At 67.5% G+C, this 22,210-nt stretch carries 24 protein-coding genes; 16 read left to right on the top strand and 8 right to left on the bottom strand.

Going from position 1 to position 22,210, the window contains the following annotated elements:
- Nucleotides 1–55 precede the first annotated feature (55 nt).
- Nucleotides 56–1,435 carry a hypothetical protein gene (locus MMSR116_RS14955; protein ID WP_010682311.1) on the top strand — a complete coding sequence of 460 codons (1,380 nt, stop codon included), beginning with the start codon at nt 56–58 and terminating at the stop codon, nt 1,433–1,435.
- Here MMSR116_RS14955 and dapE read toward each other — a convergent pair.
- The 3 genes from dapE to MMSR116_RS14940 form a co-directional block, all read right to left on the bottom strand.
- On the bottom strand, nt 1,413–2,600 hold the full coding sequence (dapE, locus tag MMSR116_RS14950) for a succinyl-diaminopimelate desuccinylase (protein ID WP_010682312.1): 1,188 nt from the start codon (nt 2,598–2,600) through the stop codon (nt 1,413–1,415). The two genes, MMSR116_RS14955 and dapE, sit on opposite strands and share 23 nt — an antisense overlap.
- A gap of 85 nt (nt 2,601–2,685) precedes the next feature.
- Complete coding sequence (locus MMSR116_RS14945) at nt 2,686–5,031, bottom strand: amylo-alpha-1,6-glucosidase (protein WP_010682313.1); 2,346 nt, start codon at nt 5,029–5,031, stop codon at nt 2,686–2,688.
- A 146-nt stretch (nt 5,032–5,177) separates the two neighbouring features.
- Entirely contained in the window at nt 5,178–6,308 is a 1,131-nt protein-coding gene (locus MMSR116_RS14940) for a glycosyltransferase family 4 protein (RefSeq protein ID WP_010682314.1), read from the bottom strand.
- Nucleotides 6,309–6,735: 427 nt separating this feature from the next.
- Here MMSR116_RS14940 and rpmI point away from each other — a divergent pair, with 427 nt between their 5' ends.
- From rpmI to MMSR116_RS14915, 5 genes are all read left to right on the top strand, one after another.
- The gene (gene rpmI / locus MMSR116_RS14935; protein WP_007561407.1) at nt 6,736–6,939 is read left to right on the top strand and encodes a 50S ribosomal protein L35; all 204 of its coding nucleotides are present in this window, start codon (nt 6,736–6,738) and stop codon (nt 6,937–6,939) included.
- Nucleotides 6,940–6,989: 50 nt separating this feature from the next.
- A complete protein-coding gene (gene rplT / locus MMSR116_RS14930; protein ID WP_010682315.1) occupies nt 6,990–7,367 on the top strand; it encodes a 50S ribosomal protein L20 in 378 nt (125 codons plus the stop codon).
- A gap of 156 nt (nt 7,368–7,523) precedes the next feature.
- Entirely contained in the window at nt 7,524–8,606 is a 1,083-nt protein-coding gene (pheS, locus tag MMSR116_RS14925; RefSeq protein ID WP_010682316.1) for a phenylalanine--tRNA ligase subunit alpha, read from the top strand.
- A gap of 99 nt (nt 8,607–8,705) precedes the next feature.
- Nucleotides 8,706–11,126 carry a phenylalanine--tRNA ligase subunit beta gene (gene pheT, locus MMSR116_RS14920; RefSeq protein ID WP_010682317.1) on the top strand — a complete coding sequence of 807 codons (2,421 nt, stop codon included), beginning with the start codon at nt 8,706–8,708 and terminating at the stop codon, nt 11,124–11,126.
- Between the two features lie 10 nt (nt 11,127–11,136).
- Nucleotides 11,137–12,018: a DUF1186 domain-containing protein gene (locus MMSR116_RS14915; RefSeq protein WP_010682318.1), complete on the top strand. Its 882-nt coding sequence runs from the start codon at nt 11,137–11,139 to the stop codon at nt 12,016–12,018.
- Here the strand turns inward: MMSR116_RS14915 and MMSR116_RS14910 are convergent.
- Nucleotides 12,007–12,792, bottom strand: a complete 786-nt coding sequence (locus MMSR116_RS14910) for a HesA/MoeB/ThiF family protein (RefSeq protein WP_010682319.1) — start codon at nt 12,790–12,792, stop codon at nt 12,007–12,009. The two genes, MMSR116_RS14915 and MMSR116_RS14910, sit on opposite strands and share 12 nt — an antisense overlap.
- Before the next feature lie 98 nt (nt 12,793–12,890).
- Complete coding sequence (infC, locus tag MMSR116_RS14905; RefSeq protein ID WP_010682320.1) at nt 12,891–13,412, bottom strand: translation initiation factor IF-3; 522 nt, start codon at nt 13,410–13,412, stop codon at nt 12,891–12,893.
- Between the two features lie 291 nt (nt 13,413–13,703).
- Here infC and MMSR116_RS32395 point away from each other — a divergent pair, with 291 nt between their 5' ends.
- Both MMSR116_RS32395 and MMSR116_RS32390 read left to right on the top strand, forming a co-directional pair.
- Nucleotides 13,704–13,787, top strand: coding sequence for a MerR family DNA-binding transcriptional regulator (locus MMSR116_RS32395; RefSeq protein WP_348529366.1), 84 nt, complete (start codon nt 13,704–13,706; stop codon nt 13,785–13,787).
- A gap of 84 nt (nt 13,788–13,871) precedes the next feature.
- Complete coding sequence (locus tag MMSR116_RS32390; protein WP_348529362.1) at nt 13,872–14,471, top strand: carboxymuconolactone decarboxylase family protein; 600 nt, start codon at nt 13,872–13,874, stop codon at nt 14,469–14,471.
- 11 nt (nt 14,472–14,482) lie between these two features.
- Here MMSR116_RS32390 and MMSR116_RS14895 read toward each other — a convergent pair whose 3' ends face one another.
- Nucleotides 14,483–15,781 carry a glycosyltransferase gene (locus MMSR116_RS14895; RefSeq protein ID WP_244625669.1) on the bottom strand — a complete coding sequence of 433 codons (1,299 nt, stop codon included), beginning with the start codon at nt 15,779–15,781 and terminating at the stop codon, nt 14,483–14,485.
- A 107-nt stretch (nt 15,782–15,888) separates the two neighbouring features.
- Here MMSR116_RS14895 and MMSR116_RS14890 point away from each other — a divergent pair, with 107 nt between their 5' ends.
- A complete protein-coding gene (locus tag MMSR116_RS14890) occupies nt 15,889–16,656 on the top strand; it encodes an alpha/beta hydrolase (RefSeq protein WP_010682323.1) in 768 nt (255 codons plus the stop codon).
- Between the two features lie 21 nt (nt 16,657–16,677).
- Here MMSR116_RS14890 and MMSR116_RS14885 read toward each other — a convergent pair whose 3' ends face one another.
- Both MMSR116_RS14885 and MMSR116_RS14880 read right to left on the bottom strand, forming a co-directional pair.
- Nucleotides 16,678–16,962, bottom strand: coding sequence for a DUF1150 family protein (locus MMSR116_RS14885; RefSeq protein ID WP_010682324.1), 285 nt, complete (start codon nt 16,960–16,962; stop codon nt 16,678–16,680).
- Between the two features lie 99 nt (nt 16,963–17,061).
- Nucleotides 17,062–17,490, bottom strand: a complete 429-nt coding sequence (locus tag MMSR116_RS14880) for an Hsp20 family protein (protein ID WP_039892541.1) — start codon at nt 17,488–17,490, stop codon at nt 17,062–17,064.
- A gap of 402 nt (nt 17,491–17,892) precedes the next feature.
- On the opposite strand from MMSR116_RS14880, the gene MMSR116_RS14875 reads away from it, so the two are divergent.
- The 7 genes from MMSR116_RS14875 to MMSR116_RS14845 all read left to right on the top strand — a co-directional run bounded on the left by MMSR116_RS14875 (nt 17,893) and on the right by MMSR116_RS14845 (nt 22,199).
- Nucleotides 17,893–18,384, top strand: coding sequence for a hypothetical protein (locus MMSR116_RS14875; protein ID WP_010682326.1), 492 nt, complete (start codon nt 17,893–17,895; stop codon nt 18,382–18,384).
- Nucleotides 18,385–18,460: 76 nt separating this feature from the next.
- Nucleotides 18,461–18,934 carry a hypothetical protein gene (locus MMSR116_RS14870; RefSeq protein WP_010682327.1) on the top strand — a complete coding sequence of 158 codons (474 nt, stop codon included), beginning with the start codon at nt 18,461–18,463 and terminating at the stop codon, nt 18,932–18,934.
- Between the two features lie 126 nt (nt 18,935–19,060).
- Complete coding sequence (locus MMSR116_RS14865) at nt 19,061–19,753, top strand: MotA/TolQ/ExbB proton channel family protein (RefSeq protein ID WP_010682328.1); 693 nt, start codon at nt 19,061–19,063, stop codon at nt 19,751–19,753.
- A gap of 39 nt (nt 19,754–19,792) precedes the next feature.
- Nucleotides 19,793–20,284, top strand: a complete 492-nt coding sequence (locus MMSR116_RS14860; protein ID WP_010682329.1) for an ExbD/TolR family protein — start codon at nt 19,793–19,795, stop codon at nt 20,282–20,284.
- A 4-nt stretch (nt 20,285–20,288) separates the two neighbouring features.
- On the top strand, nt 20,289–21,296 hold the full coding sequence (tolA, locus tag MMSR116_RS14855) for a cell envelope integrity protein TolA (RefSeq protein WP_010682330.1): 1,008 nt from the start codon (nt 20,289–20,291) through the stop codon (nt 21,294–21,296).
- Nucleotides 21,297–21,590: 294 nt separating this feature from the next.
- A complete protein-coding gene (locus MMSR116_RS14850) occupies nt 21,591–21,929 on the top strand; it encodes a hypothetical protein (protein WP_010682331.1) in 339 nt (112 codons plus the stop codon).
- A 6-nt stretch (nt 21,930–21,935) separates the two neighbouring features.
- On the top strand, nt 21,936–22,199 hold the full coding sequence (locus tag MMSR116_RS14845) for a BrnA antitoxin family protein (protein ID WP_010682332.1): 264 nt from the start codon (nt 21,936–21,938) through the stop codon (nt 22,197–22,199).
- Nucleotides 22,200–22,210 lie beyond the last annotated feature (11 nt).

Raw genomic sequence — 22,210 nt, 5'->3', positions numbered from 1 at the left:
GACGATCTGAGACACTCGCCTCGTTGAGACTTGCGAGCGATTCGAGGGGGCCCGAATGGATCTACCGTTTGCAACAGCAGTCCATGCCTGCACTGCACTTTCGATTCTGTACCCCGGCTTTTTTATATCGATCCGGGAAGCTGTTAAGATTCAGCGACAAGAAATTATAACTGACCTCGCCACCGTATTCGACTCCGGAGACGACGGCTGCATTCATCTGATACCGTCGTTTGAATTTGTGAAGTACAAATACTTTGTCGGCCACAAACGAGGGCGCGACCCCGAAATCATTCGTGGCGACGCGCATCGCAGGACCGTTGATTGGATCGATCACAATCGCAAACGCAAAGATTTCTCGATCATCTCTTGGCTGATCGCGTGCAGCCCCTTCAGTGCTTTGGCCGGATTTGCGACATTTTATTCTTTGTCTCTGCTATTATATGTTTTATCGTCCTACACCACCGCGCCCAGCCAACTGATCTGGTCGGACGTAGCCTACCCAAAGTCAGGGAGCCTCTCCGAACTCTGGCTCCTTGGAATGTGTGCCGCGTTCGCCAGCAGCTACATAACCGCCTTACGGAATTTGCTACGTGCAATCAGAAATTTCGATTTGAGCCCCGCAGCAATCGGTTCTGAAACGATCAAAATCCTTTTGAGCGTAGCTCTGGCTCCGATAATCACGATCGTCCTGACGAATGTAGGTGGCGAGATCGCGAAGCCGGTTTTCGCGCTCATGGGTCATCAACCGCCTGCAATCGCCCTCGGGGTTGTGATCACAGCGTGCTTCGTGGTCGGAATCATGCCCGATGTCGCCCTGCGATGGGTCATCCAGCGCGACCAGCTCAAAAACTTCAAGCATGAAGAAGGAGAGGTCTTCCAAGCCTTCAAGATAACGCCAATCGAGATCATTGACGGAGTCGATAGCGATATTCGCTCACGACTTGAAGATCATCACATTCATTCGACGCAGAATCTAGCGGCCGCCAATCCGCTGATGCTATTCGTGGAAACGCCCTTTGGCGTGTACCAGATTATGGACTGGGTCGCCCAGGCTCAGCTCTGCTGTTCAGTAGGACGCGATAAAATCGTCAAGCTGTGGCCGCTGGGCGTGCGCACCTTGTTCGATCTTGAACGTCTCGCGACGGACGACGAAGTCGAGAACGATGCCTTACTTTTGGAAGTTGGTCGGGTCATTCTCGGTTCTGGATTGATCCCGACTGAAGGCCTTGACAAGACAAGCGCTGCTGCCGTCGTACGGCGAAGCATAGAGTTAAGACTTGACGATCCACATGTTCAACGACTTCGTCAAATCTATATTGCGGTCGGCGATCGCCTCGGTCGGAAAAGCAGACGGTTCCCGGGCGCGAGCAGGCCGCCACTGAACAGCGTAGCCGACGCTTATTTCGGGTGGCTCAACAGGGGCTGGGCGCGCTGAAATATGCTTCCAGCACCCGGCCGTAAATGGCCGTCAAGCGCTCGAGGTCGGCGACCGCCACGCACTCGTCGACCTGATGCATCGTCTCGCCCACGAGACCGAATTCGATCACCGGACAGGCATCCTTGATGAAGCGCGCATCGGACGTGCCCCCCGAGGTCGAGAGAACCGGCGTCAGGCCAGTCTCCGCCCGGATCGCCTCCGAGACGAGATTCACAAAGGGATCCGGGCGCGTCAGGAAGGCGGGCGCATTCGACGGCTGGAGGTCGAGGGTGAACGAGACGGAATTTCCGGCTGCCCGCTCCAGGCGCTGCCGGATCTCGGCACCCAGGCTTTCCGCTGTCCAGTCGTCGTTGAAGCGGACGTTGAACGTCGCCCGGGCGGTAGCCGGGATCACGTTGGTTGCCGGATTGCCCACATCGATCGTGGTGAGTTCCAGGTTCGAGGCATCGAAATGTGCCGTCCCACCGTCGAGGGGCTCGGCGACCAGCGCAGAGGCGAGCCGCAGCAGCCCTGGGATCGGGTTCTCCGCCTTGTGGGGATAGGCCACGTGGCCCTGGCGGCCCAGTACGGTGAGCTTTCCGGTCAGCGAGCCGCGCCGGCCGATCTTGATCATCTCGCCGAGCCGCCCAGGGTTGGTCGGCTCGCCGAGCACGCAGTGGTCGAAGCGCTCGCCCCGGGCCCGTGCCCAGTCCAGCAACTTCACGGTCCCGTTGACCGCCGGCCCCTCCTCGTCGCCGGTGATCAGGAACGTGATGGAGCCGTCGAATCTGGAACCGCGCTTCTCCAGGAATGCCAGCGTCGCGGCGAGCATGCAGGCGATGCCGCCCTTCATGTCGGCGGCACCCCGCCCGTACAGCATCCCGTCGGCCACCGCGCCGTCGAACGGACCGTGGCGCCACGCGCCGTCGCCCTCCGGAACGACGTCGGTGTGACCGGCGAAGACCAGGCAGGGGCCACCCTGGCCGAGGCGCGCGTAGAGGTTCGGCGTGTCGGGGAACCCGGGTTCCGAGAAGGCCGGCCGCTCGATGGCGAAGCCGGCGGGCCGGAGCGCATCGGCGACCACATCGAGGGCGCCTCGATCCTCGGGCGTCACGGACGGGCAGCGGATCAGGTCCTGCGCGAGGCGCAGGGCGGCGTGCGGAGCATCGTGATCAGCCGGCATGAACCCGTCCTCGGCGCGGCGTGACATGCCGCGCGGCCCGCTTACCCCGAAGCGGGCTGCGCGTGGGAGCCCCTATGGGATGCCCTTACTTGGTGACGATGAGTTGCACGTCTCCCTGGCGGCGCGGAACCGAGACCGTGACGTCGTCGTCGTAACGCTGGAACCGAATGTCCAGGCGCGAGCCGCCGAGTTTCACGTTGTAGAGCGTCACTCCGTCGAGGAATCCCGGCAGGATCGGATTCTTGAGGCGGACGCTGTTGCGCTCGTGGTCGAGTTCGAGGCCCAGGCAGGCGGCCAGGAACGCGAAGGGCGCGGCGGCCGCCCAGGCTTGCGGGCTGCAGGCGACGGGATACGACACCGGTCCGCGCTGCTTGCGGCGCATGAAGCCGCAGAACAGCTCCGGCAGGCGCTTCTGGTCCTGGTAGAGGGAGGTGTCGAACATTCCTTGAAAGATGCGCGCGGCCTCGTGCTTGCGATCGTAGCGGGCCAGCCCCATCGCGATCAGCGCGTTGTCGTGCGGCCAGATCGAGCCGTTGTGGTAGGACATCGGGTTGTAGCGCGCCTCGCCCTTGGCGATGGTGCGCACGCCCCAGCCGTTGAACCCATCCTTGCACAACAGCGTCTCGGCGACCCGCGCCGCCCGCTCCGGCTTGGCGATGCCGGTGAAGAGGGCGTGGCCGGCATTCGACGAGCGCACAGCGCACTGCTTCTTCGCCCCATCGAGGGCGAGCGCGTAGGTGCCGATCTCCTCGTTCCAGAAGGCCGTGTCGAACCGCTCGCGCAGGGTCGTCGCTTCCTCGGTGAGGCGTTCTGCCATGGCGTCGTGCCCGAGCAGCGCCGCGAGTTTCGCCATGCCGTGCTTGGCGGCGTAGACGTAGCCCTGCACCTCGCAAAGCGCGATCGGGCCTTTGGCCAGATGTCCATCCGCGTGAAAGATCGAATCGTGGCTGTCCTTCCAGCCCTGGTTCTCAAGGCCTTTGTCGGTGTCGCGGGCGTACTCGACGAAGCCGTCGCCGTCCCGGTCGCCGTAGCGATCCATCCATTCGAGGGCGAGTTCCAGGGCCGGCCAGATCGCCCGGACCGTCTCCAGATCGCCGGTGACCGCGTAATACTCCCAGGCGAGCATCACGAAGAGCGGAGTACCGTCGATCGTGCCGTAATAGTGCCGGAACGGAACCTCGCCGAGCATCGCCATCTCGCCGCGGCGGGTCTCGTGCAGGACTTTGCCGGGCTGGGCATCGGCCGCCGGATCGACCGCCTTGGCCTGCGTCGAGGCGAGATAGCGCAGGACACCGCGAGCGAATTTCGGGTCGATCCAGAGCGCCATCATCGCCGTGATGATGCCGTCGCGGCCGAAGACAGTGGAGTACCAGGGGATGCCGGCGAAGGGGTAGATCCCCTCGGGGGTGCGGCTTGCCAGCATGTAGAGGTCGGCCGTGGCGCGGCAGAGCCCCTCGTTAAACTGGTCGTTCGACGAGATGATCGTCGTGATCCCGGCCGTCAAAGCCCGCAGGTCGCGGCGCGCGTCGCGATAGGCGCGTGCGAACACCGTGCCTTCGCCGGTGTCGCGCAATTCGCGCCGGGCGCCGCCGGCATTCGCCGCCAGCGTCAACTTGGCGGCCGCATCCTCACCCACCAGCGTCTCGGTCGGCGGCTTGGTGAAGGCACGGTGCGCCTCGAAGGCGACGCGGATGAAGAGCGAGGTGCGGCCGCCCGGCGGTAGCGACACATCGAAGAGGACGCGGCCCGGCTCGATCAGATCCGGCTTCGGCCCGAAATGCAGGGCCGTCGTCCGCACGATCTCGTCGAGGCCGACATAGCGGAACTGGACTTCCCGATCGCTCGCCACCTGGACGCCGCGCTTGCCGCGCTGCCCGCGATCCGTGCCGCGCACCTCGAACAGGTCGCGGAAATCCGCATCGAAGGTGACGGCGATGCGCAGGCGGCGATGCTTCGAATCGAACGACCGCAGGCCGATCCGATCGTAGCAGGTGCCCCGAAAGAGGAATTTGGTGCGCTCGATCGCGATCGTCTCGCGGGGTATCGAAGTTTCGTCGTGGGCGTCGAGGCGGATGTCGGGCGTGGTCATGTCGACGCTGAGGGCGCCGTTGTCGTCCTGCATCACCGAGGAGAGCATCAGCGGGCGCTGACCTTCGACCGTCAGTTCCAGCCGCGACAGGTAGCGCGTGTCCTGGAAATACAGACCCTCCGGACCCGGCTGGACGCCGATATCGCCGTAGGAATCGAGGACGCCGAAGGCCTCGCCGAACTTCAGCGAGCGCAGTGGCCGCTCGACCAGGGAGGTCTGCGCCTCGATGTGGTAGGGCGGCAGCACGTCGTCCGCGTCCTGAAATCCGAGCGCCGCGCTTCCGACACCCGCCGTGGCGCGGGCCGTCGCTGCGTGGGCCGCTGCCGAGTTCTCTGCCGCCATGCAGGGCATCTCCGGGTCTGTGAGGGTGCGAATCGAGAGGGCCGCCGCATCATCTCGGATGCGGCGGCCCCTGTTCACGCTACGGATGAGTCGCCTTTAAGACGCTAGGCCGAGCCGGGCCTGCCTCGCAAGCCCGGTGGCGGTTTTCAGGCCGGCATCGCCGCGACGGGGATCGCCGGGCGGGCCGAACCGTTCACCTCGCCGTATTGCGGCTTGAAGCCTGACTTCGGCAGTTTGATCACGTCAGCGCCGCGCGACAACAGTTCCTCGTAGGAGGCCACGTACTTCTTAACCATGCACTCGGCAGTGAACTGGCTCTCGAAGTGACGGCGAACGCCGGCGCGGCTCATGGCCTTCACCTGCGCCACGGCGGCCACGGCGTCGTCCATGGTGTTGCACAGAACGCCGCCGACGCCGTCCTTGATGACCTCCGGCACGGAACCATTACGGAAGGCGATCACCGGCGTGCCGGCCGACATCGCCTCGATCATCACGAGGCCGAAGGGCTCCGGCCAGTCGATCGGGAAGGCGAGTGCCAGGGCGTTGCCGAGGAATTCCTTCTTCTGCTCCTCGTTGATCTCGCCGATATACTCGATCAGCGGGTGGTGGATCATCGGCTCGATGACCTCGTCCCAGTAATCCTGGTCGGCCTTGTCGACCTTCGCGGCGATCTTGAGGGGCGTGCCGGACCGAATCGCCATCTCGATGGCGCGATCGGGCCGCTTCTCGGGCGAGATCCGGCCGAGGAAAGCGAGATAGCCACCCTTCGCCTCTGGATAGTACGGGCAGTTCTCGGTCGGAAGGCCGTGATGGATCGTCGCCAGCCAGTTCGAGGTCGGCGGCATCGGCAGGCGCTGGTTGTCGGAGATCGAGACCAGCGGCATTCCGGTGAAGGTGCGGTAGACCGGCATGAAGTCGGGCACGTCCAGGCGACCGTGCATCGTCGTGATGCACTTGTGGTTCAGATCCTCAAACATCGGGTACTGAAGCAGGTCGATGTGGAAGTGCAGGATATCGAACTCGTGCGCGCGGCGATGGACCTGATGGAGCATCGCCAGGTGGCTCGCTGTGTGGTCGCGATAGCCGAGCAGCCGCAGACCTTCCGGTGTGCAGGCCGCGAGCTTGGCAGTCGTCTGTGAGTCACCGCTGGCGAACAGCGTGACTTCGTGGCCCTGGCGAACCAGTTCCTCTGTAATCCAGCTGACGACGCGCTCGGTGCCGCCGTAGAACTTCGGAGGGACGGCCTCCGACAACGGAGCGATCTGGGCAATGCGCACGAAGTGTCTCCTGGTTGGCCGAATTTGACGGGGGGTCTAACCCTGCCGGCCTGAGCGGGACATGAATGAAACTGACGGCTAAGGTTATGGTTCCTGACGACCCCCTTGTCGCGCACCGTTTTGTGCAGTGCGCTCGCTGTCCCCGAATTCCTCCGAATCACCATTGCGGGCGGTCTGGACCAGAACAGCCACCGCCCGGCTCCGTTCCGCCCTCGCTGGACACAGATCGGCGATCTCCGACGGAGCGCACCGCAGCGGGGACGTTGCCGCCGCGTCGGCTTTCTGTCATAAGCCGCCCCGCGTCGAACCGCCCGGCCGATTAGGGCTGCCGTGGCGGCTCGTGCTGCTCCACCAGAAGCATCAGCGCGCGAACCGCATCCGACCCACCTGGGCCGGTCTGAGGGGTTTTCGCGCAACGGAGAGCCAAATGCCCAAGCTGAAGACGAAATCGGGCGCGAAGAAGCGCTTCAAGATCACCGGCACCGGCAAGGTGATGTACGCCCAGGCCGGCAAGCGCCACGGGATGATCAAGCGGACGACCAAGCAGATCCGCAACCTGCGCGGCACCACGACCCTGTTCGAGGGCGATGCCGCCAACGTGAAGAAGTACTTCCTGCCGAACGCGCGGTAAGCCTTCGACACCCGTTGCCACTGTCTTTCGTCGAATCCAGGAGATAACCGATGGCCCGCGTCAAGCGCGGCGTGACCAGTCACGCGAAGCATAAGAAAGTCCTGAAGGCCGCCAAGGGCTATTACGGCCGGCGCAAGAACACGATCCGCATCGCCAAGCAGGCGGTGGAGAAGGGTCTGCAGTACGCCTACCGCGACCGCAAGAACAAGAAGCGCACGTTCCGCGCGCTCTGGATCCAGCGCCTGAACGCCGCTGTCCGCGAGCATGGCCTGACCTATTCGCGCTTCATCGACGGCTTGGCCAAGTCGGGCATCGTCGTCGACCGCAAGGCCCTGTCGGAACTCGCGATCCACGAGCCGGCGAGCTTCGCCGCCGTCGTCGAGAAGGCGAAGGCCGCGCTGCCGCAGAACACCGCCAAGGCTGCCTGATCCAGGCCTAGGGCGAGACGGACGGAAGGCGCGGTTCCCCGGGGAATCGCGCCTTCGTCGTTTACGAGGTCCCGCGCCCCGCGCTTGCACCGGGCCGCACAACGCGCGAGAGCACGGCCCGACGGCCGACTCCGCCAACCCTGCTCAAAGACAGCGATGACCGATCTCGACACCCTCGAACGCGATCTCCTGGCCCAAGTGGGCGCGGCGTCGGACGAGGCGGCCCTCGACGCGGTCCGCGTCGCCGCGCTCGGCAAGAAGGGCAGCGTCTCGGATCTGCTGAAGACCCTCGGCGCGATGACGCCCGACGAGCGCAAGGAGCGCGGCCCGCTGATCAACGGCCTGCGCGACCGGGTTCAAGGCGCCGTCACCGCGCGCAAGACCGAACTCGCCGAGGCCGCGCTGGAGGCGCGCCTCGCCTCCGAGCGGGTCGATGTGACCCTGCCGGTCCGCGAGGCCCCCGAGGTCCGCGGCCGGATTCACCCGATCTCGCAGGTCATCGACGAGATCACCGCGATCTTCGCCGATATGGGCTTCGCGGTCGCCGAGGGTCCGGACATCGAGACGGACGAGCTGAATTTCACCGCCCTCAATTTCCCGCCCGGCCACCCGGCCCGCGAGATGCACGACACTTTCTTCCTGGCGCCGGACCGCGACGGGAAGCGCAAGGTGCTGCGGACCCACACCTCGCCCGTGCAGGTGCGGACCATGCGGTCGCAGGAGCCGCCGATCCGCGTGATCATCCCTGGCCGGACCTACCGGCACGATTCCGACCAGACCCACACGCCGATGTTCCATCAGGTCGAGGGACTGGTGATCGACAAGACTGCCAACATCGCCAACCTGAAATGGGTGCTGGAGGAGTTCTGCAAAGCTTTCTTCGAGGTGGACGGCGTGAAGATGCGCTTCCGCCCCTCCTTCTTCCCCTTCACCGAGCCCTCGGCGGAGGTCGACATCCAGTGCTCGCGGAAAGGCGGCGAGATCCGCTTCGGCGAGGGCGACGACTGGCTCGAGATCCTGGGCTGCGGGATGGTCCACCCGAACGTGCTGCGTAACTGCGGCCTCGATCCGGATGTCGTGCAGGGTTTCGCTTTCGGCGTCGGAATCGACCGGATCGCCATGCTGAAATACGGCATGCCGGACCTGCGTCCGTTCTTCGAGGCGGATGTCCGCTGGCTCGACCATTACGGCTTCCGCCCGCTCGACGTGCCGAGCCTTGTGGGCGGCCTCACCGGCTGAGCCGTCCCGGCCCCGCCGCGGCCCTCCGGCCCCGGCGACGACCCCGCGATCCTGTTCCTCCGACGGTCGAGCCGATACCAGGGCTCTCGAAGGTCCATCATGAAATTCACCCTCTCCTGGCTCAAGGACCACCTCGACACCGAGGCCTCCCTCGACACCGTCGCCGAGACTCTCACGCGGATCGGGCTGGAGGTGGAGGGCGTCGAGGACAAGGCCGCCGCGCTGAAGCCCTACGTGATCGCCCGGATCCTGACGGCCGAGCAGCACCCGAACGCGGACCGGCTCCGGGTCTGCACCGTCGACACCGGCGCGGGCGCGCCCGTGCAGGTGGTCTGCGGCGCCCCGAACGCCAGGGCCGACCTCGTCTCGGTCTTCGCGCCGCCCGGCACTTACGTCCCAGGCAAGAACATCACCCTGTCGGTGGGCGCGATTCGCGGCGTGGAGAGCCGCGGCATGCTGTGCTCGGGCGCCGAGCTCGGCCTGGGCGACGACCACGACGGCATCATGGAGCTTCCGACCGACGCGCCCATCGGCCAGCCTTACGCGCTCTACGCCGGGCTCGACGATCCGGTCATCGAGATCAACCTGACGGCGAATCGGCCGGACTGCACCTCGGTGCACGGGATCGCCCGCGACCTCGCCGCCGCCGGGATCGGTACCCTCAAGCGCGAGACCCTGTCGGGGGTAAGCGGCGAAGGCCCCTGCCCTGTCGAGGTCGAACTGGCCTTCGCGGCATCCGACCGGCACCTCGCCCCGATGTTTGCCCTGCGGCTGGTGCGCGGCGTGAAGAACGGCCCGTCGCCAGCCTGGATGCAGGCCCGGCTGCGGGCGATTGGCCTGCGCCCGATCAATGCGCTCGTTGACATCACCAACTACGTCACCTTCGACCGGGGACGGCCGCTGCACGTGTTCGACGCTGCGAAGGTCTCGGGCGCGCTGGTAGTGCGGCGCGCGCGGGACGGCGAGAGCCTGATGGCTCTCGACGGCCGGACCTACACGCTCAATGGCGATACGGTGGTGATCGCCGACGCGCGCGGCGTCGAGTCGATCGCCGGGATTATGGGCGGCCAGCAGTCCGGCTGCGATGCCGGTACCACGGATGTGCTGATCGAGTCGGCGCTCTGGGATCCGGCCAACATCGCCCAGTCCGGCCGCCGCCTCGGCATCATCACCGATGCGCGCTACCGGTTCGAGCGCGGTGTCGATCCGGCTTTCACGCTGCCGGGCCTCGACCTCGCGACGCGCCTGGTCGTTGATCTCTGCGGCGGCACGCCGACCCAGGCGCGGGTCGCCGGCACGCCGCCCGAAGCCGAGCGCATTATCGATTTCCCCTGGACCGAGGTTCGCCGCCTCGCCGGCATCGATGTGCCCCATACCGAGATGAAGGCGATCCTCGAGACGCTGGGCTTCAACGTCTCGGGCACCGGCGACCGGGCGAAGGTTCTCACGCCGTCCTGGCGCCCCGATGTCGAGGGCAAGGCCGACCTCGTCGAGGAAGTCGTGCGCATCGCCGGCCTGGATCGGATCGAGGCCAAGCCTCTGCCCCGCCTCGCCGGGATCGGCCGGCCGCTGCTCACCGCTATGCAGAAGCGTACCCGCAGCGCCAAGCGCGCGCTTGCGAGTCGCGGGCTTATGGAAGCCGTCACGTGGTCCTTCGTCCCGCACGCGGACGCCGAATTGTTCGGCGGCGGCGATGCTGCCCTCATTCTGGCGAATCCGATCGCGTCGGAGCTGTCGGACATGCGACCCAGCCTCTTGCCAGGGCTTCTGCGAGCGGCACAGCGCAACGCCGACCGCGGCTATCCCGATGCGGCCCTGTTCGAGGTCGGCCAGTGCTTCGCCTCTGACGAACCCGAGGGCCAGACCATCCGCGCGGCGGGGGTCCGCCGCGGCTGCGGCACACTGGCCGGAGCGGGGCGACACTGGGACGGATCAGCAAAGTCCGTCGACGCCTTCGACGCTAAGGCCGACGCCCTGGCCCTTCTCGGCAGCCTCGGGGTACCGACAGGCGGCCTCCAGATCACGGCCGGCGGCCCGTCCTGGCTACATCCCGGCCGCTCGGGCACGCTGCGTTTCGGACCCAAGACTGAGCTCGGCTGGTTCGGCGAGGTGCATCCGCGGATCCTGCAGGCGCTCGATCTCAAGGGGAGCCTCGTGGCCTTCGAGATCGTGCTCGACGCCCTGCCGCTGCCCAAGCACAAGCCGACCAAGGCTAAGCCGGCCCTGTCGCTCCCTGAGTTTCAGCCGCTGTCGCGCGATTTCGCATTCGTGGTTGGCCGCGACGTGCCGGCCGGCGACCTCGTGAAGGCCGCACAAGGCGCGGATCGCAAGCTGGTGACCGGAATCGACGTTTTCGATCTCTACGAGGGGCCGGGCGTGCCAGCGGGCGCGAAGTCCGTCGCAATCGCGGTGCGGCTGCAGCCGGTGGAGCGCACCCTGACCGATGCCGAGATCGAGGCGGTGAGCGCCAGGATCGTCGCCGAAGTGTCGCGGAAGACGGGCGCGACACTCCGGAGTTGAGGAAGACCGCATGGACCGGATCGCCCTGCTCATCGACGATCTCGCGGCGGCCGAGCACAGGCCGACCGCGGCGTTGCGCGAGGCGTTGAAGCATCCGGCCGCCGTCGCCGAGGCGACCCTGCCGCTGCTCGAGGCGGCGGCCGACCGGCAGGAGCTGAGTCCGGAGAAGACCAACCTTCTGTTCTGGGGCCTTCACGTCATGGCCCATGCCCGGGACGCGCGCGCCCTGGCGCCGCTCCTGCGCCTGATGCGGCAGGACGAGGAAGACCTCGACGCCGTGCTCGGCGACGCCGTCACGGCGACCTTGGCGAAGGTCCTGGCGAGCCTGTTCGACGGCGACCGCGCGCCGTTCTTCCGGCTGATCCTGGACAGCACGGCTGACGATTACGTCCGGATGGCGCTCCTCTCCGCCTGCACCTTCCTGACCCTGGAAGGCCGGATCGACCGCGCCGCCATGCACGACCTGCTGGTGCGGTTCGACGACGCCCAGGCCGCCGTCGAGGAAGCGCCGGTCTGGGCTGGCTGGGAGGAGACGATCGCCCATCTCGGCTTCCGCGATCTCGCCCCACGGGCCGCGGCGGCCCGGGCGGACGGGCGTCTCACGGACGAGATCAGCGACGCCGCTTGGTTCAAAGAAGCCCTCCGCAAGGCGGAGACCAAACCGGAGGATCGGGACCGCCTCGGTCCGTACCAGTACGGCTACCTGGATGATCCGGTGGATGCGCTCGACTGGACTGTCGAGGGCGCCGGCGAGCCCCAGCGCAACCCGCTCAAGGATGTCGGGCGCAATGATCCCTGCCCCTGCGGCTCGGGCAAGAAGTTCAAGAAATGCTGCCTCGGCAAAGTCGACGCGGAGGGTCCGTGGATGCCGCCGGGGCCACTATTCGGCTGAGACCGCCGTCCCGCTGAGCGGGTTCTCGGGATCCCAGCCGTAAGTGAGCGTCTCGAACCGCATCGCGCGGGCATCGACCATGAGAAGGCGCCCGACCAGAGGCGCGCCGAAATCCGCCACCGCGCGGATCACCTCCATGGCCATCAGCGAGCCCATCACGCCGGCTAGCGCCCCAAGAACGCCGGCCTCCGCGCAAGCCGGAACGTTCCCGGGCGGCGGCGGGTTCGGGAACAGGCATCGATAGGACGGGTTCGGCGTCCCGTCCGGAGCGGCCTCGTGCGCGCGGATCGTGGTGAGCGTACCGTCGAACCGGCCGAGCGCCGCCGTCACCAGCGGACGGCGCGCCCGGAAGCAGGCGTCGGAGACGGCGTAGCGCGTGGCGAAGTTGTCGGACCCGTCGGCGACCAGGTCGTAGGCGCTGATCAGGTCGACGGCATTGTCGGGATCGATCCGCAGAACGTGCGGGACGATCTGCACGTGTGGATTGAGGCGTGCCACAGCGTCAGCGGCGCTCTCGACCTTGAGCCGGCCGAGATCCGGCGTCCCGTGGATCACCTGCCGTTGGAGGTTCGAGAGCGACACGGTGTCGTCGTCGACAATGCCGATCGTGCCGATCCCGGCGGCGGCCAGATACTGGATCAGCGGCGCGCCCAACCCCCCGGCCCCGACCACAAGGATCCGAGCCGCCCGAAGACGGGCTTGGCCGGGACCGCCGATCTCGGGGAGCACGAGGTGGCGGGCGTAGCGTTCGATCTCGTCCGAGGTGAGGGCCATGGGCAGCCCATAAGCCTCCGCGGCTCGACGCGGAAGCGGCCGCACACAGAAACGCCGCCTCGATCAGGAGGCGGCGCGAACTCTCGAGGTCGGGTCGATCAGCGCGGCGCGAGGATCATGATCATCTGCCGGCCTTCGAGCATGGGCTCGCTCTCGACCTTGGCGATCTCGGCGGTCTCGCTCTTCACGCGCTCCAACAGGCGCAGGCCGATATCTTGGTGAGCCATCTCACGACCGCGGAAACGAAGGGTCACCTTGACCTTGTCGCCCTCCTCGAAGAAGCGGTGCACCGACTTCATCTTGGTGTCGTAGTCGTGCTTGTCGATGCCGGGGCGGAGCTTGATCTCCTTCACCTCGACGGTCTTCTGGCGCTTGCGGGCCTCGTTCTGCTTCTTCTGCTCGTTGAAGCGGAAGCGCCCGTAATCGAGCAGCTTGCAGACAGGCGGCACGGAGTTCGGCGCGATCTCCACGAGATCGAGACCGGCTTCCTCGGCAAGGTTCAGCGCGTCGAAGAAGGCAACGACACCGCGGTTCTGCCCGGTATCGTCGATCAGCTGCACTTCCCGCACCCCGCGAATATCGCGGTTGGCGCGCGGCCCGTCCTTCTGCGGGGCCGGCATGGCTCTCATCGGTCTACGAATGGCTTCGATCTCCTGCTGCAACGACGAAACGGCGGACCGGACAACCCCCGGGAGGATCTCCTGACCGCCAGCCGCTCCGGTCTCATCCGGACATACAACGTTGGGAGAAGCGCGGCCAGAGTCAACGGTCTCGGCAGACGCAGGACGAAATAATCGGTCCAGCGGGAGCAAAATCTCGTGCGTCCTCGGCTGCGGGACGCCTTCGGGCACTTTGACCTGAGGCGCGCTCGAAGCGGTACCTGTGTCGCGTCGTGACGAGAACAGGCGTTCATGAAGATCGGCGACCTCGCGAAGCGGTCCGGTCTGTCGGCCCACACCCTCCGCCACTACGAGCGGCTCGGGCCGCTTCCTTAAGCCGATCAGGACGGATCCGGACGGCGGGACTACGACGCATCGATCCTGACGTCGATCGCTCCCGGCCGGCTCATGGCCACCGGGATGCCGATCAGCGAGATTCTCCGCTACGCCGATCCGCGAGTGCAGGAAGCGGCAACAAGTCCGGAACAACAGCGGCGGCTCGAGCACCATCGGGAACAGGTGCGGCGGCGCGTGGCCAACTTTCTGGACCGCCTCATCGTCCTCGACTCGATGATTACCGGCCACGCCGGTCCTGACGAGAGGATCATCCATAACGCAGGCACCAGTTCCGCACTTGAGCCGCTGCGAACGCGGAGCACAGGCGCTTTCAAAGATCGACGGGCACGCCGGCGAGGCGCTCATCGTTGCCCGGTGGAGATTGCGCCGGACCTAGCCCGCTACCTGATCCAATTTCCGTTCGGCGACACCTGCTCCTGGCCCGGGCTCGACCTGTGCAGCCGGGAAATTGCCACCGTCACCGTGCCGGCCGCCGTCGGGAACGCGGCGCCCAAGCTCAAGGTGCACATCGTGGCCAGCCTCAACGTTGGCCTGTCGCGCGCCGAGATCGTCGAGATCCTGATGCAGATGGCCGTCTGCGCGGGCTTCCCGGCCGCCCTCAACGGGTCGTTTGCCGCCAAAGGGGTCCTCGCACAGCAGGACGCGGCCGAGCGGCGAAGCTGATCGCGCTCCGCTCAGGGCGCGCGGCCGAGAAGCTCGGCGTACACCGCGAGGGTGTCGCCGACCATCCGCTCCAGCGAGAAGTGCGCCTCGACATGCGCCCGCCCCCTGCGGGCGAGCGCATCTCGGGCGCTCGCACCCAGCGACAGCGCCTCGGTGAGCGCCGTCGCGAGCGCGGCAGCATCCCCGGGCGGCACGCGCCAGCCAGTCCGCTGGCCGCTCGGCACATCCGGCGACGCCAAGACCGTCTCGGGCACGGCGCCGAGGTCGGAGACCACCACGGGCGTGCCGAGCGCCTGCGCCTCCACAGCCGAGCGTCCAAAGGCTTCCGGCTCCACCGAAGGCACCGCCACCGCGGAGGCGGCCCGGAAGGCCGCCGGCATGTCCGTGCAATGGCCGACGCGACGCACGATGCCGCCGAGCCCGCGCGCCGCGATCAGCCCGTCAAGTTCGCGCTCGTAGGAGGTGCGGCCTTGAGGATCGCCCGCCAGCACCACTGCGAGGTCGGGGACGCCTCGGTCGCGCATCTGGGCGGCCGCCTCGATGAGGACGCGATGGCCCTTCCAGGCAGTCAGGCGAGCCGCCAGGAGAATCACGCGCTCGTGCGGCGCCACGTTCCAGGCCCGACGCAGCGCCTCGACCCGAACCGCCCCGACGGCGACCGGATTGAAGATCGCGAGGTCAGTGCCGCGATGGATGACCCGCACCCGTTCGCCGGCCTGCTCGGCGTGGAGCTGATGGATCAGGTCCGCCGTGTAGCGCGAGTTCGCGATGACCACGTCGCCGCGGGCCATGACGGAGTTGTACAGGACCTTCACGCCGGTCCGGCCGGAATAGCTGCCGTGATAGGTCGTCACGAAGGGAAGACCGAGGCGGCGCGCGGCGCCCAGGGCCACCCAGGCGGGCGCGCGCGAGCGGGCGTGGATGACCTGCACGCCCTCGCGCCGGCAGAGGGCCATGAGCCGCAGGACGTTGACCGCCATGCGCGCCGGATTCTTTGAGGCCGCGGGAAACCGGAGCCAGTGACCGCCCTTCGCCTGCAGCTCACCGACCAGCCGGCCGCCCTCAGTGGCCACCAACGCGCGCGCGCCCGCCGCCGCGAGGGCGCCGGCCACATCCACCGTCGTCCGCTCGGCGCCGCCCGCTTCCAGCTCAGGGATGATCTGAAGGATCCGGGCGCCCGCCAGCGCCCCGATCTCGGTCGGAAAGACCGACAGCCCAGGGGTTACGTCACGGGTCACGTCACTCACCCGCGGTTCGCCGATGCGGAGGCGCATGCCTCCCGCCGGTGTCTGCCAAAAGCTCGCTGCCATTGCTCCAGCATCGCCGCCGGGCTTTACGGTCCGGTAAACGGAAGTTGAAGCCTGCCCGGTCACGACAGGACTTCTTCCGCGCGCGGATGGGGATATCGGAGAGGACGATGACCGAAACAGGGCCCGAGTTCCTAAACGTCGGCACGGGCAGCGCCGCTCGCCGCATCGCGGTGCGGGTGCGCGATGGAGCCGGGCCGCCGGTCGTCTGGCTCGGCGGCTTCCGCTCGGACATGACCGCCACCAAGGCCACGGCCCTGGATGCCTGGGCGGCCACGACGGGACGCAAGCTCATCCGGTTCGACTATGCCGCCCACGGCGAGTCGAGCGGCCGCTTCACGGACTGCACGATCTCCTCATGGCTGGAGGATACGCAGGCGGTGCTGAGCGCCCATGTCGACGCGCCTCCGATCCTGGTCGGCTCGTCGATGGGCGGTTGGATCGCCTGCCTCGCGGCGCGCGCCCACGCGGCCCAGGGGGGTACGCTCGCGGGCCTCGTGCTCATCGCGCCGGCCCTGGACTTCACCGAGGAGTTGATCTGGAAGCGTCTGAGCGAGGCGGCCCGCGAGATGCTGGTGCGCGACCGGGTTCTCAGGCGGCCAAGCGACTACGCGCCGGAGCCGGACCCGATCACCCTCAACCTGATCGAGGACGGCCGCCGGAACTGCCTGCTCGACGGCGCGCTCGATCCGGGCTGCCCGATCCATATCCTTCAGGGCATGCGCGACACCGACGTGCCGTACACGCACGCCCTGAGGATCCTCAGCCAATTGCCCGCCGAGGGGACCGTGCTCACGCTGATCGCGGACGGAGACCACCGCCTGTCGCGGATGCAGGACATCGCGCGCCTGCAGGCGGCTGTCGCGGAGATTGCCTGACCGGTCGGGCCCGTCCAGGCCTCAGTGCAGGCTGACAGGCTGCAGGTCGTGCGCGACGGCATTGGCCAGCACGACGTCTCGGGAATCGGCGAGCATGATCGGCGCGCCGCTCGCGGAGAGCAACGCGAACAGGTCGAGGCCCGGGGTCAGCTCGGGGGCCTGCGGGAAGAAGCGGCGCACGTCGTCGGACCGGATCGGCCGGACGTAAGCGATGTGGCCCTCTCCCAGGGCCGCGAGATCGGCAGCCTCGAAATCGGCGGGATCGAGGTCGGCGGGCGTCAGGGGCGACGGATTCAGAGCGGTCATCATAGCCCTCCTGGGGTGGCAGAGCGTCCACCGCCGGTCCTTCAAGGCACCAGCGGCCTGAACGCTATGTGGGGATCCCCGCGGCTGGATCAATCGGGCTCAGCCGCGGGCGCCGATATCGATCTTGCGCACGATCCGGTCCGGTTCCGGCCGGACGAGGTCGATGGACAGAAGACCGTTTGCGAGATCGGCCCCGAGGACTTCCATGCCGTCCGCGAGAAGAAAGGTCCGCTGGAACTGGCGTGCTGCGATGCCGCGGTGGAGGAAATGCCGCTCGCGCTCGTCAACCTGTAGGCCGCGAACCACGAGTTGGCTTTCCTCCAGCATCACGTCGAGTTGATCGCGGGTGAAACCGGCAACGGCCAGCGTGATCCGGAAACGCTCGGGCTCGCTCTCGGTCCGCGGCAGGCGCTCGATGTTATAGGGCGGGTAGCCGTCGTTGGCGGCCTTGGAGACGCGGTCGAGGGCCTGCTCGATCTCGTCGAAGCCGAGCAGAAAAGGGTGCCCGAAGGGCGAAGTTCGTGTCATCGCGGCCGTCATCCAGAAGGCGAGGCCTCCGATCTCAGGGACTTGCCGCATCCCGAGAACCTACGAGCACCTCAGCGATAGGGAGCCCGCACGGGACAGCGCTCCACCGGGCCGGGGGCCGCGGCGACTCGGAGATATGGCCAAGGGCCCTCGGAGCATCAAGGGACCCGGAGCTATTGGCCGGATCAGTGACGGCCGCGATTATTGGGATGAAATGGCAATTATTAGCAGGACTTTTGCGCAACGCCGCAAACGGCAGAGCTTTCGCGTAACAATTTGGAACTGCTCTGATTTTCACGCCGGGCCTTGATCACGGCGGCGCCGATGGATACTGCCGCGGCTGACACGCGTCCGGTCCATACGGATTCCCGACATCCTTCGCACGGTGAGGCATTCGAGCTCATGAGCGCGCCTTCGACCCCGGCGGAGCATGCGGCGTTGCGGCGCGTCGCCGACGTATGCGGTGACGAGGCCGACATCCTGGCGTTGTCGGTCGCCCGGTTCGTCGCGGCGGGGTACATGACCAGCGACGTGGCGTGCTGGAACGCCGCCTTCGACGGCGCGGAACAGCTGCTCGGCGCCGCCGAGGGCTGTCGCTTCGTCGGCTGCGTGGTGGCGATCATTCGTGCGCTCCGGGTCGAGCGCGACGACGACTGGTCGTTCATGCCGGCGAGCTGCTGCCGCGTGACGGGTCACGAATGCGCGCTGGTGAACCTGATCAATCAGGGCCGGCGTCGGCTCTGGACCGATCTGGAGGAGGCCGCGGCCGAACTCACCGGGCGCGAGGCCGCGCCCCGCCTCGTCGCGGCCGTCCGGGCCGCGGTGGGTCCGCTCGACGCGGCGGCCGAGCGCCTGGCGCCGGCGGCTTGTCCCGGCGGCGCCGTGCTGCACTGAGCCTCCGAGGCTCGAACTGAACCGGCAGCGACTCGAACAGCGCTTCCGGAGTGGAAACGAAGAGGATTATCGGCCCGTGCCAGTGCTGCATCTTCCACAGGACCTTCGACGCGCCGGGCGCTCTGCCTGCGCCGCGGCGGCCTGCACCGCCCTCGGTGCGGCACTCGCGCTGCCCGCGCTGGCTCAGGACGCCACCGAGAAGGCGCCGCTGAAGCTGCAGCTGAACAAGGTCGAGACCGCCGGCGAAGCCTGCCGGATCACGATGGTGATCGACAACTCGAAGGGCACCGGCCTTAAATCCTACAAGGCCGATCTCTTCGCCTTCGACACGGAGGGTGTGGCGCAGAAGCGCGTCGCGGTGGAACTCGGCCCGCTCCCGGCCCGCAAGACGACCGTGAAGATCTTCGATTTTCCGGGCATCACCTGCAACAAGGTCGGCCGAGTGCTGCTCAACGACATTCTGGCCTGCGATGGCGGCGACGCCGCCCGGGAAGCCTGCCTCGAGCGGACGGAGACCGAGACGAAGGCCGGTCTGCCCTTCGACCGCTGACGCGGGCGACGAGGATCGCTGACTTTCAGGCCGCCCGGCGGGACCGCCGGGCGGTCGGCGGCCTTCGCCGCACCCCGACACGCCGGCGGCGCAGAGCCGCCCGAGACAGGACGCCAGGAGCCCGCGATGGACCCGACACAAGCCGCCCCGATCGAGGCCGCCCCCGACTTCTCCTTCCTCGGCCTGTTCCTCCAGGCCGACCCGATCGTGAAGGGCGTCATGATTCTGCTGGTGATCGCCTCGATCGCCTGCTGGACCGTAGTCTTCGAGAAGGTCATCCGCCTCACCGCGGCGCGGCGGCAGGCGAAGGCGTTCGCCACGCTGGTGCGGTCCGGCGGCAGCCTCGATGGCGACCATGGTGGAATTGCCGGTCACGTGGTGAAGGCCGCCATCGACGCCTGGCGCGATCAGGACCCGTCCGAGACGCGGGCGGAGCGCCGCGAGCGCATCGAGCGCGCGATGAAGGGAGCCCTCACGCTCGAGATGAAGCGCCTTCGGACAGGCCTGTCGCTCCTCGCCACTTCCGGCTCGACCGCGCCGTTCGTTGGGCTTTTCGGCACCGTCTGGGGCATCATGAATTCGTTCTCATCCATCGCGCGGAGCCAGGACACGTCGCTCGCCGTGGTCGCACCGGGCATCGCGGAGGCGCTGTTCGCCACCGCCATCGGCCTCGTCGTCGCGATCCCGGCCGTCATGGCCTACAACAAGCTGTCGAGCGACGTGAGCGGCATCCAGAGTACCTTCGCTTCCTACATCTCGGTGCTTGGCAACCGTCTCGCGCGCGATCGCGCCGCCGCGCGCCGCGCCGCCGCCGAGTAGCCTGCCCGCGCTGAACGCCAACGAGACCGGAGACGCCCCATGGCGATGGGATCCCTTCGCGCGAGCGACGAGGACGACCTCGACGACATGCCCATGTCCGACATCAACGTGACCCCGATGGTCGACGTGATGCTCGTCCTGCTGATCATCTTCATGGTCGCGGCCCCGCTGATGACGACCGGTGTTCCGGTGCAGTTGCCGAAGACCGCGGCCCCCAAGGTGGCGCAATCCAAGAAGCCCCAGGAAGTGACCGTCGACAAGGACGGCAAACCCTCCATCGCCAAGGAGGTCTTCACGATGGAGAGCATCGTGCCACGCCTGCGCGAGATGGCCGCCGCCGACAAGGATCAGGTGATCCTCGTCCGCGGCGACCGCGATGTCCCCTACGGCAAGGTGATGGAAGTCATGGGTCTGGTCGGTCAGGCCGGCTTCACCAAAGTCTCGTTGGTCGCGCAGGCGCCCGGCGCCGCCGCGGCTTCGCCCGCCGCTCCCGCCGCCGCACCCGCTCCCTCCGCAGGGACCGCGCGCTGAACCGATGAGCACTTTCACGTCGACGGATCTGTCGGAGGATTTCGGCGAAGGCCGCCCGTCCGGACTGGTGCCGGCCTTCCTGGTCGCGCTGGTCCTGCACGGGCTCGTGCTGGCGACGGTGATGTTCCTGCGGCTCGCGCCGCCGGCTCCACCCGGTGAGCAGCAGATCACGGTCGACCTCGCACCGGTCATGACCGACGCGGCGACCGAGGCGCCCGCGGAGCAGCAGATGAGCCAGGCTGCGCCGCCGGAGACCAAGCCTGTGGACCTGCCGCCCGACGACGCCGTGCAGCCGCCGCCGCCCGAGATGACCGAAGTGAAACCGGAGGAGAGCCAGCCGGTCGAGGCGCCGCCGGAAGCTCAGCCGGTGGAGACGCAGAACCAGGTCATCACTTCGACGGCGGAGACCGCGGAGCCGTTGACGCCGCCGCCCGCCGAAGTCGCCAAGACCGAGGATCCGCCGAAGACGGAGCCCGATCCCGCGAAGCTCAAGGCCGAACGCGAGGCGAAGCTCAAGAAGATCCGCGAGGAGAAGCTCCGCGAGCAGAAGCGCGAGGAGGCTCGCGAGGAGGCCCGGCAGGAGCGTCTTGAGGAGATCCGCGAAGCCAAGGCGAAAGCGGCCCGCGAGGCCAAGGCCCGTCAGGCCAAGGCTCAGGAGGGGGCGGAGTCGCGCAACTCGGCGTCCGCGTCCCGTCAGAACGCCGCCGGACGCGCCGCAGCCGGCAGCGATCCGAGCGCCATGCGCCAATGGACCGGCGCCATCAGCGCGGCGATCCACGGGCGCATGAACGCCGGTGCCGCAAATGGGACCAGCGGCGGGACCGCGACGGTGCGCTTCACGGTCCTCCGGTCGGGGCAGGTCACGAGCGCGGGGCTCGCGCGGTCGAGCGGCGTGGGTCAGATCGACAGCGCCGCGCTTTCCGCCGTGCGGGGAAGCCTTCCTCCGGCTCCGCCCGGCGTCACCCAGTCGAGCCTGTCGGTCTCAATTCCGCTCAACTTCCGCGTGCGGTGAGTTCATCTGCACAACGTGCGGCTCGACAGAGCGGACTTGGGATTGTCAAGTTCTGCTGGGCCGGCCACGAATAGTGTGCGTTAGCGGACCGAGTTGGCTGCCCGGATTCGCCATGAGACCGGGGAGCATGCTAAGGCCGTACCGAATTCGCACCTTCGCGTTCGACGACGATGCGGAGGGGCGGATGATCCGGCCTTTCCTCCCCTCCCCCTCCAAACAGGCCGGACCCGCCCAGTCACCGTCCCGCGCATCGGCGGAGGGACGAACCCGCTGCGCTGGGGCGAAAGGGACAGGATGAGCGACGATACTGAGTTCGACCTCGACGAGGAGAATGCCGCGCGCGACGCGGAAGCGGAAGCGAAGACGCGCGCCGAGAACCGTGCCGAGCGCGCCGAGCGTGCCGAACGGATGGCCCGCGAGGGCGCCCAGGCCATGGCGGAGCATCACGCGGCCATCAAGGCGGTCGACGAGCGGACCGTCCGGCTGCGCTCACTCCGCCTCGCCAAGGAGGCCGCTGAAGCGCAGGCGAAGGCCGCCGAGAAGGAGGCCAAGTCCGCCGCCAAAGGTGCGAAGGGCGCGACGAAGAGCGCCGCCAAGAAGGCCGCGCCAAAGAAGACCGCCGCGAAGGATTAGGGGCCGATGGCCGACGATCGCAATCGCCGCCGCTTCAGTGATCCGCGCGCGGCGGCCGAGGCGGCCTTCCGCGCCGCCACGACCCCGAAGCCGGCCGCACCGCTGCCGCAAGAGCCGGTGCCACGCGCCCCCTCTGTGCCCGGTGCGCGAGAGATGGTTTCCCTGCGCCTCGACAGCACCGTGCTCGCGCATTTTCAGAAGGACGGTCCGGGTTGGCAGGACCGCATCAACGAGGCGCTGAAAGCGCTCATCCCGAACGCGCAGGGATAAGGTCCCAACGC

The organism is Methylobacterium mesophilicum SR1.6/6 (assembly GCF_000364445.2).
GTDB lineage: Bacteria > Pseudomonadota > Alphaproteobacteria > Rhizobiales > Beijerinckiaceae > Methylobacterium > Methylobacterium mesophilicum_A.
This window is presented reverse-complemented; position numbering and strand designations above follow the sequence as displayed.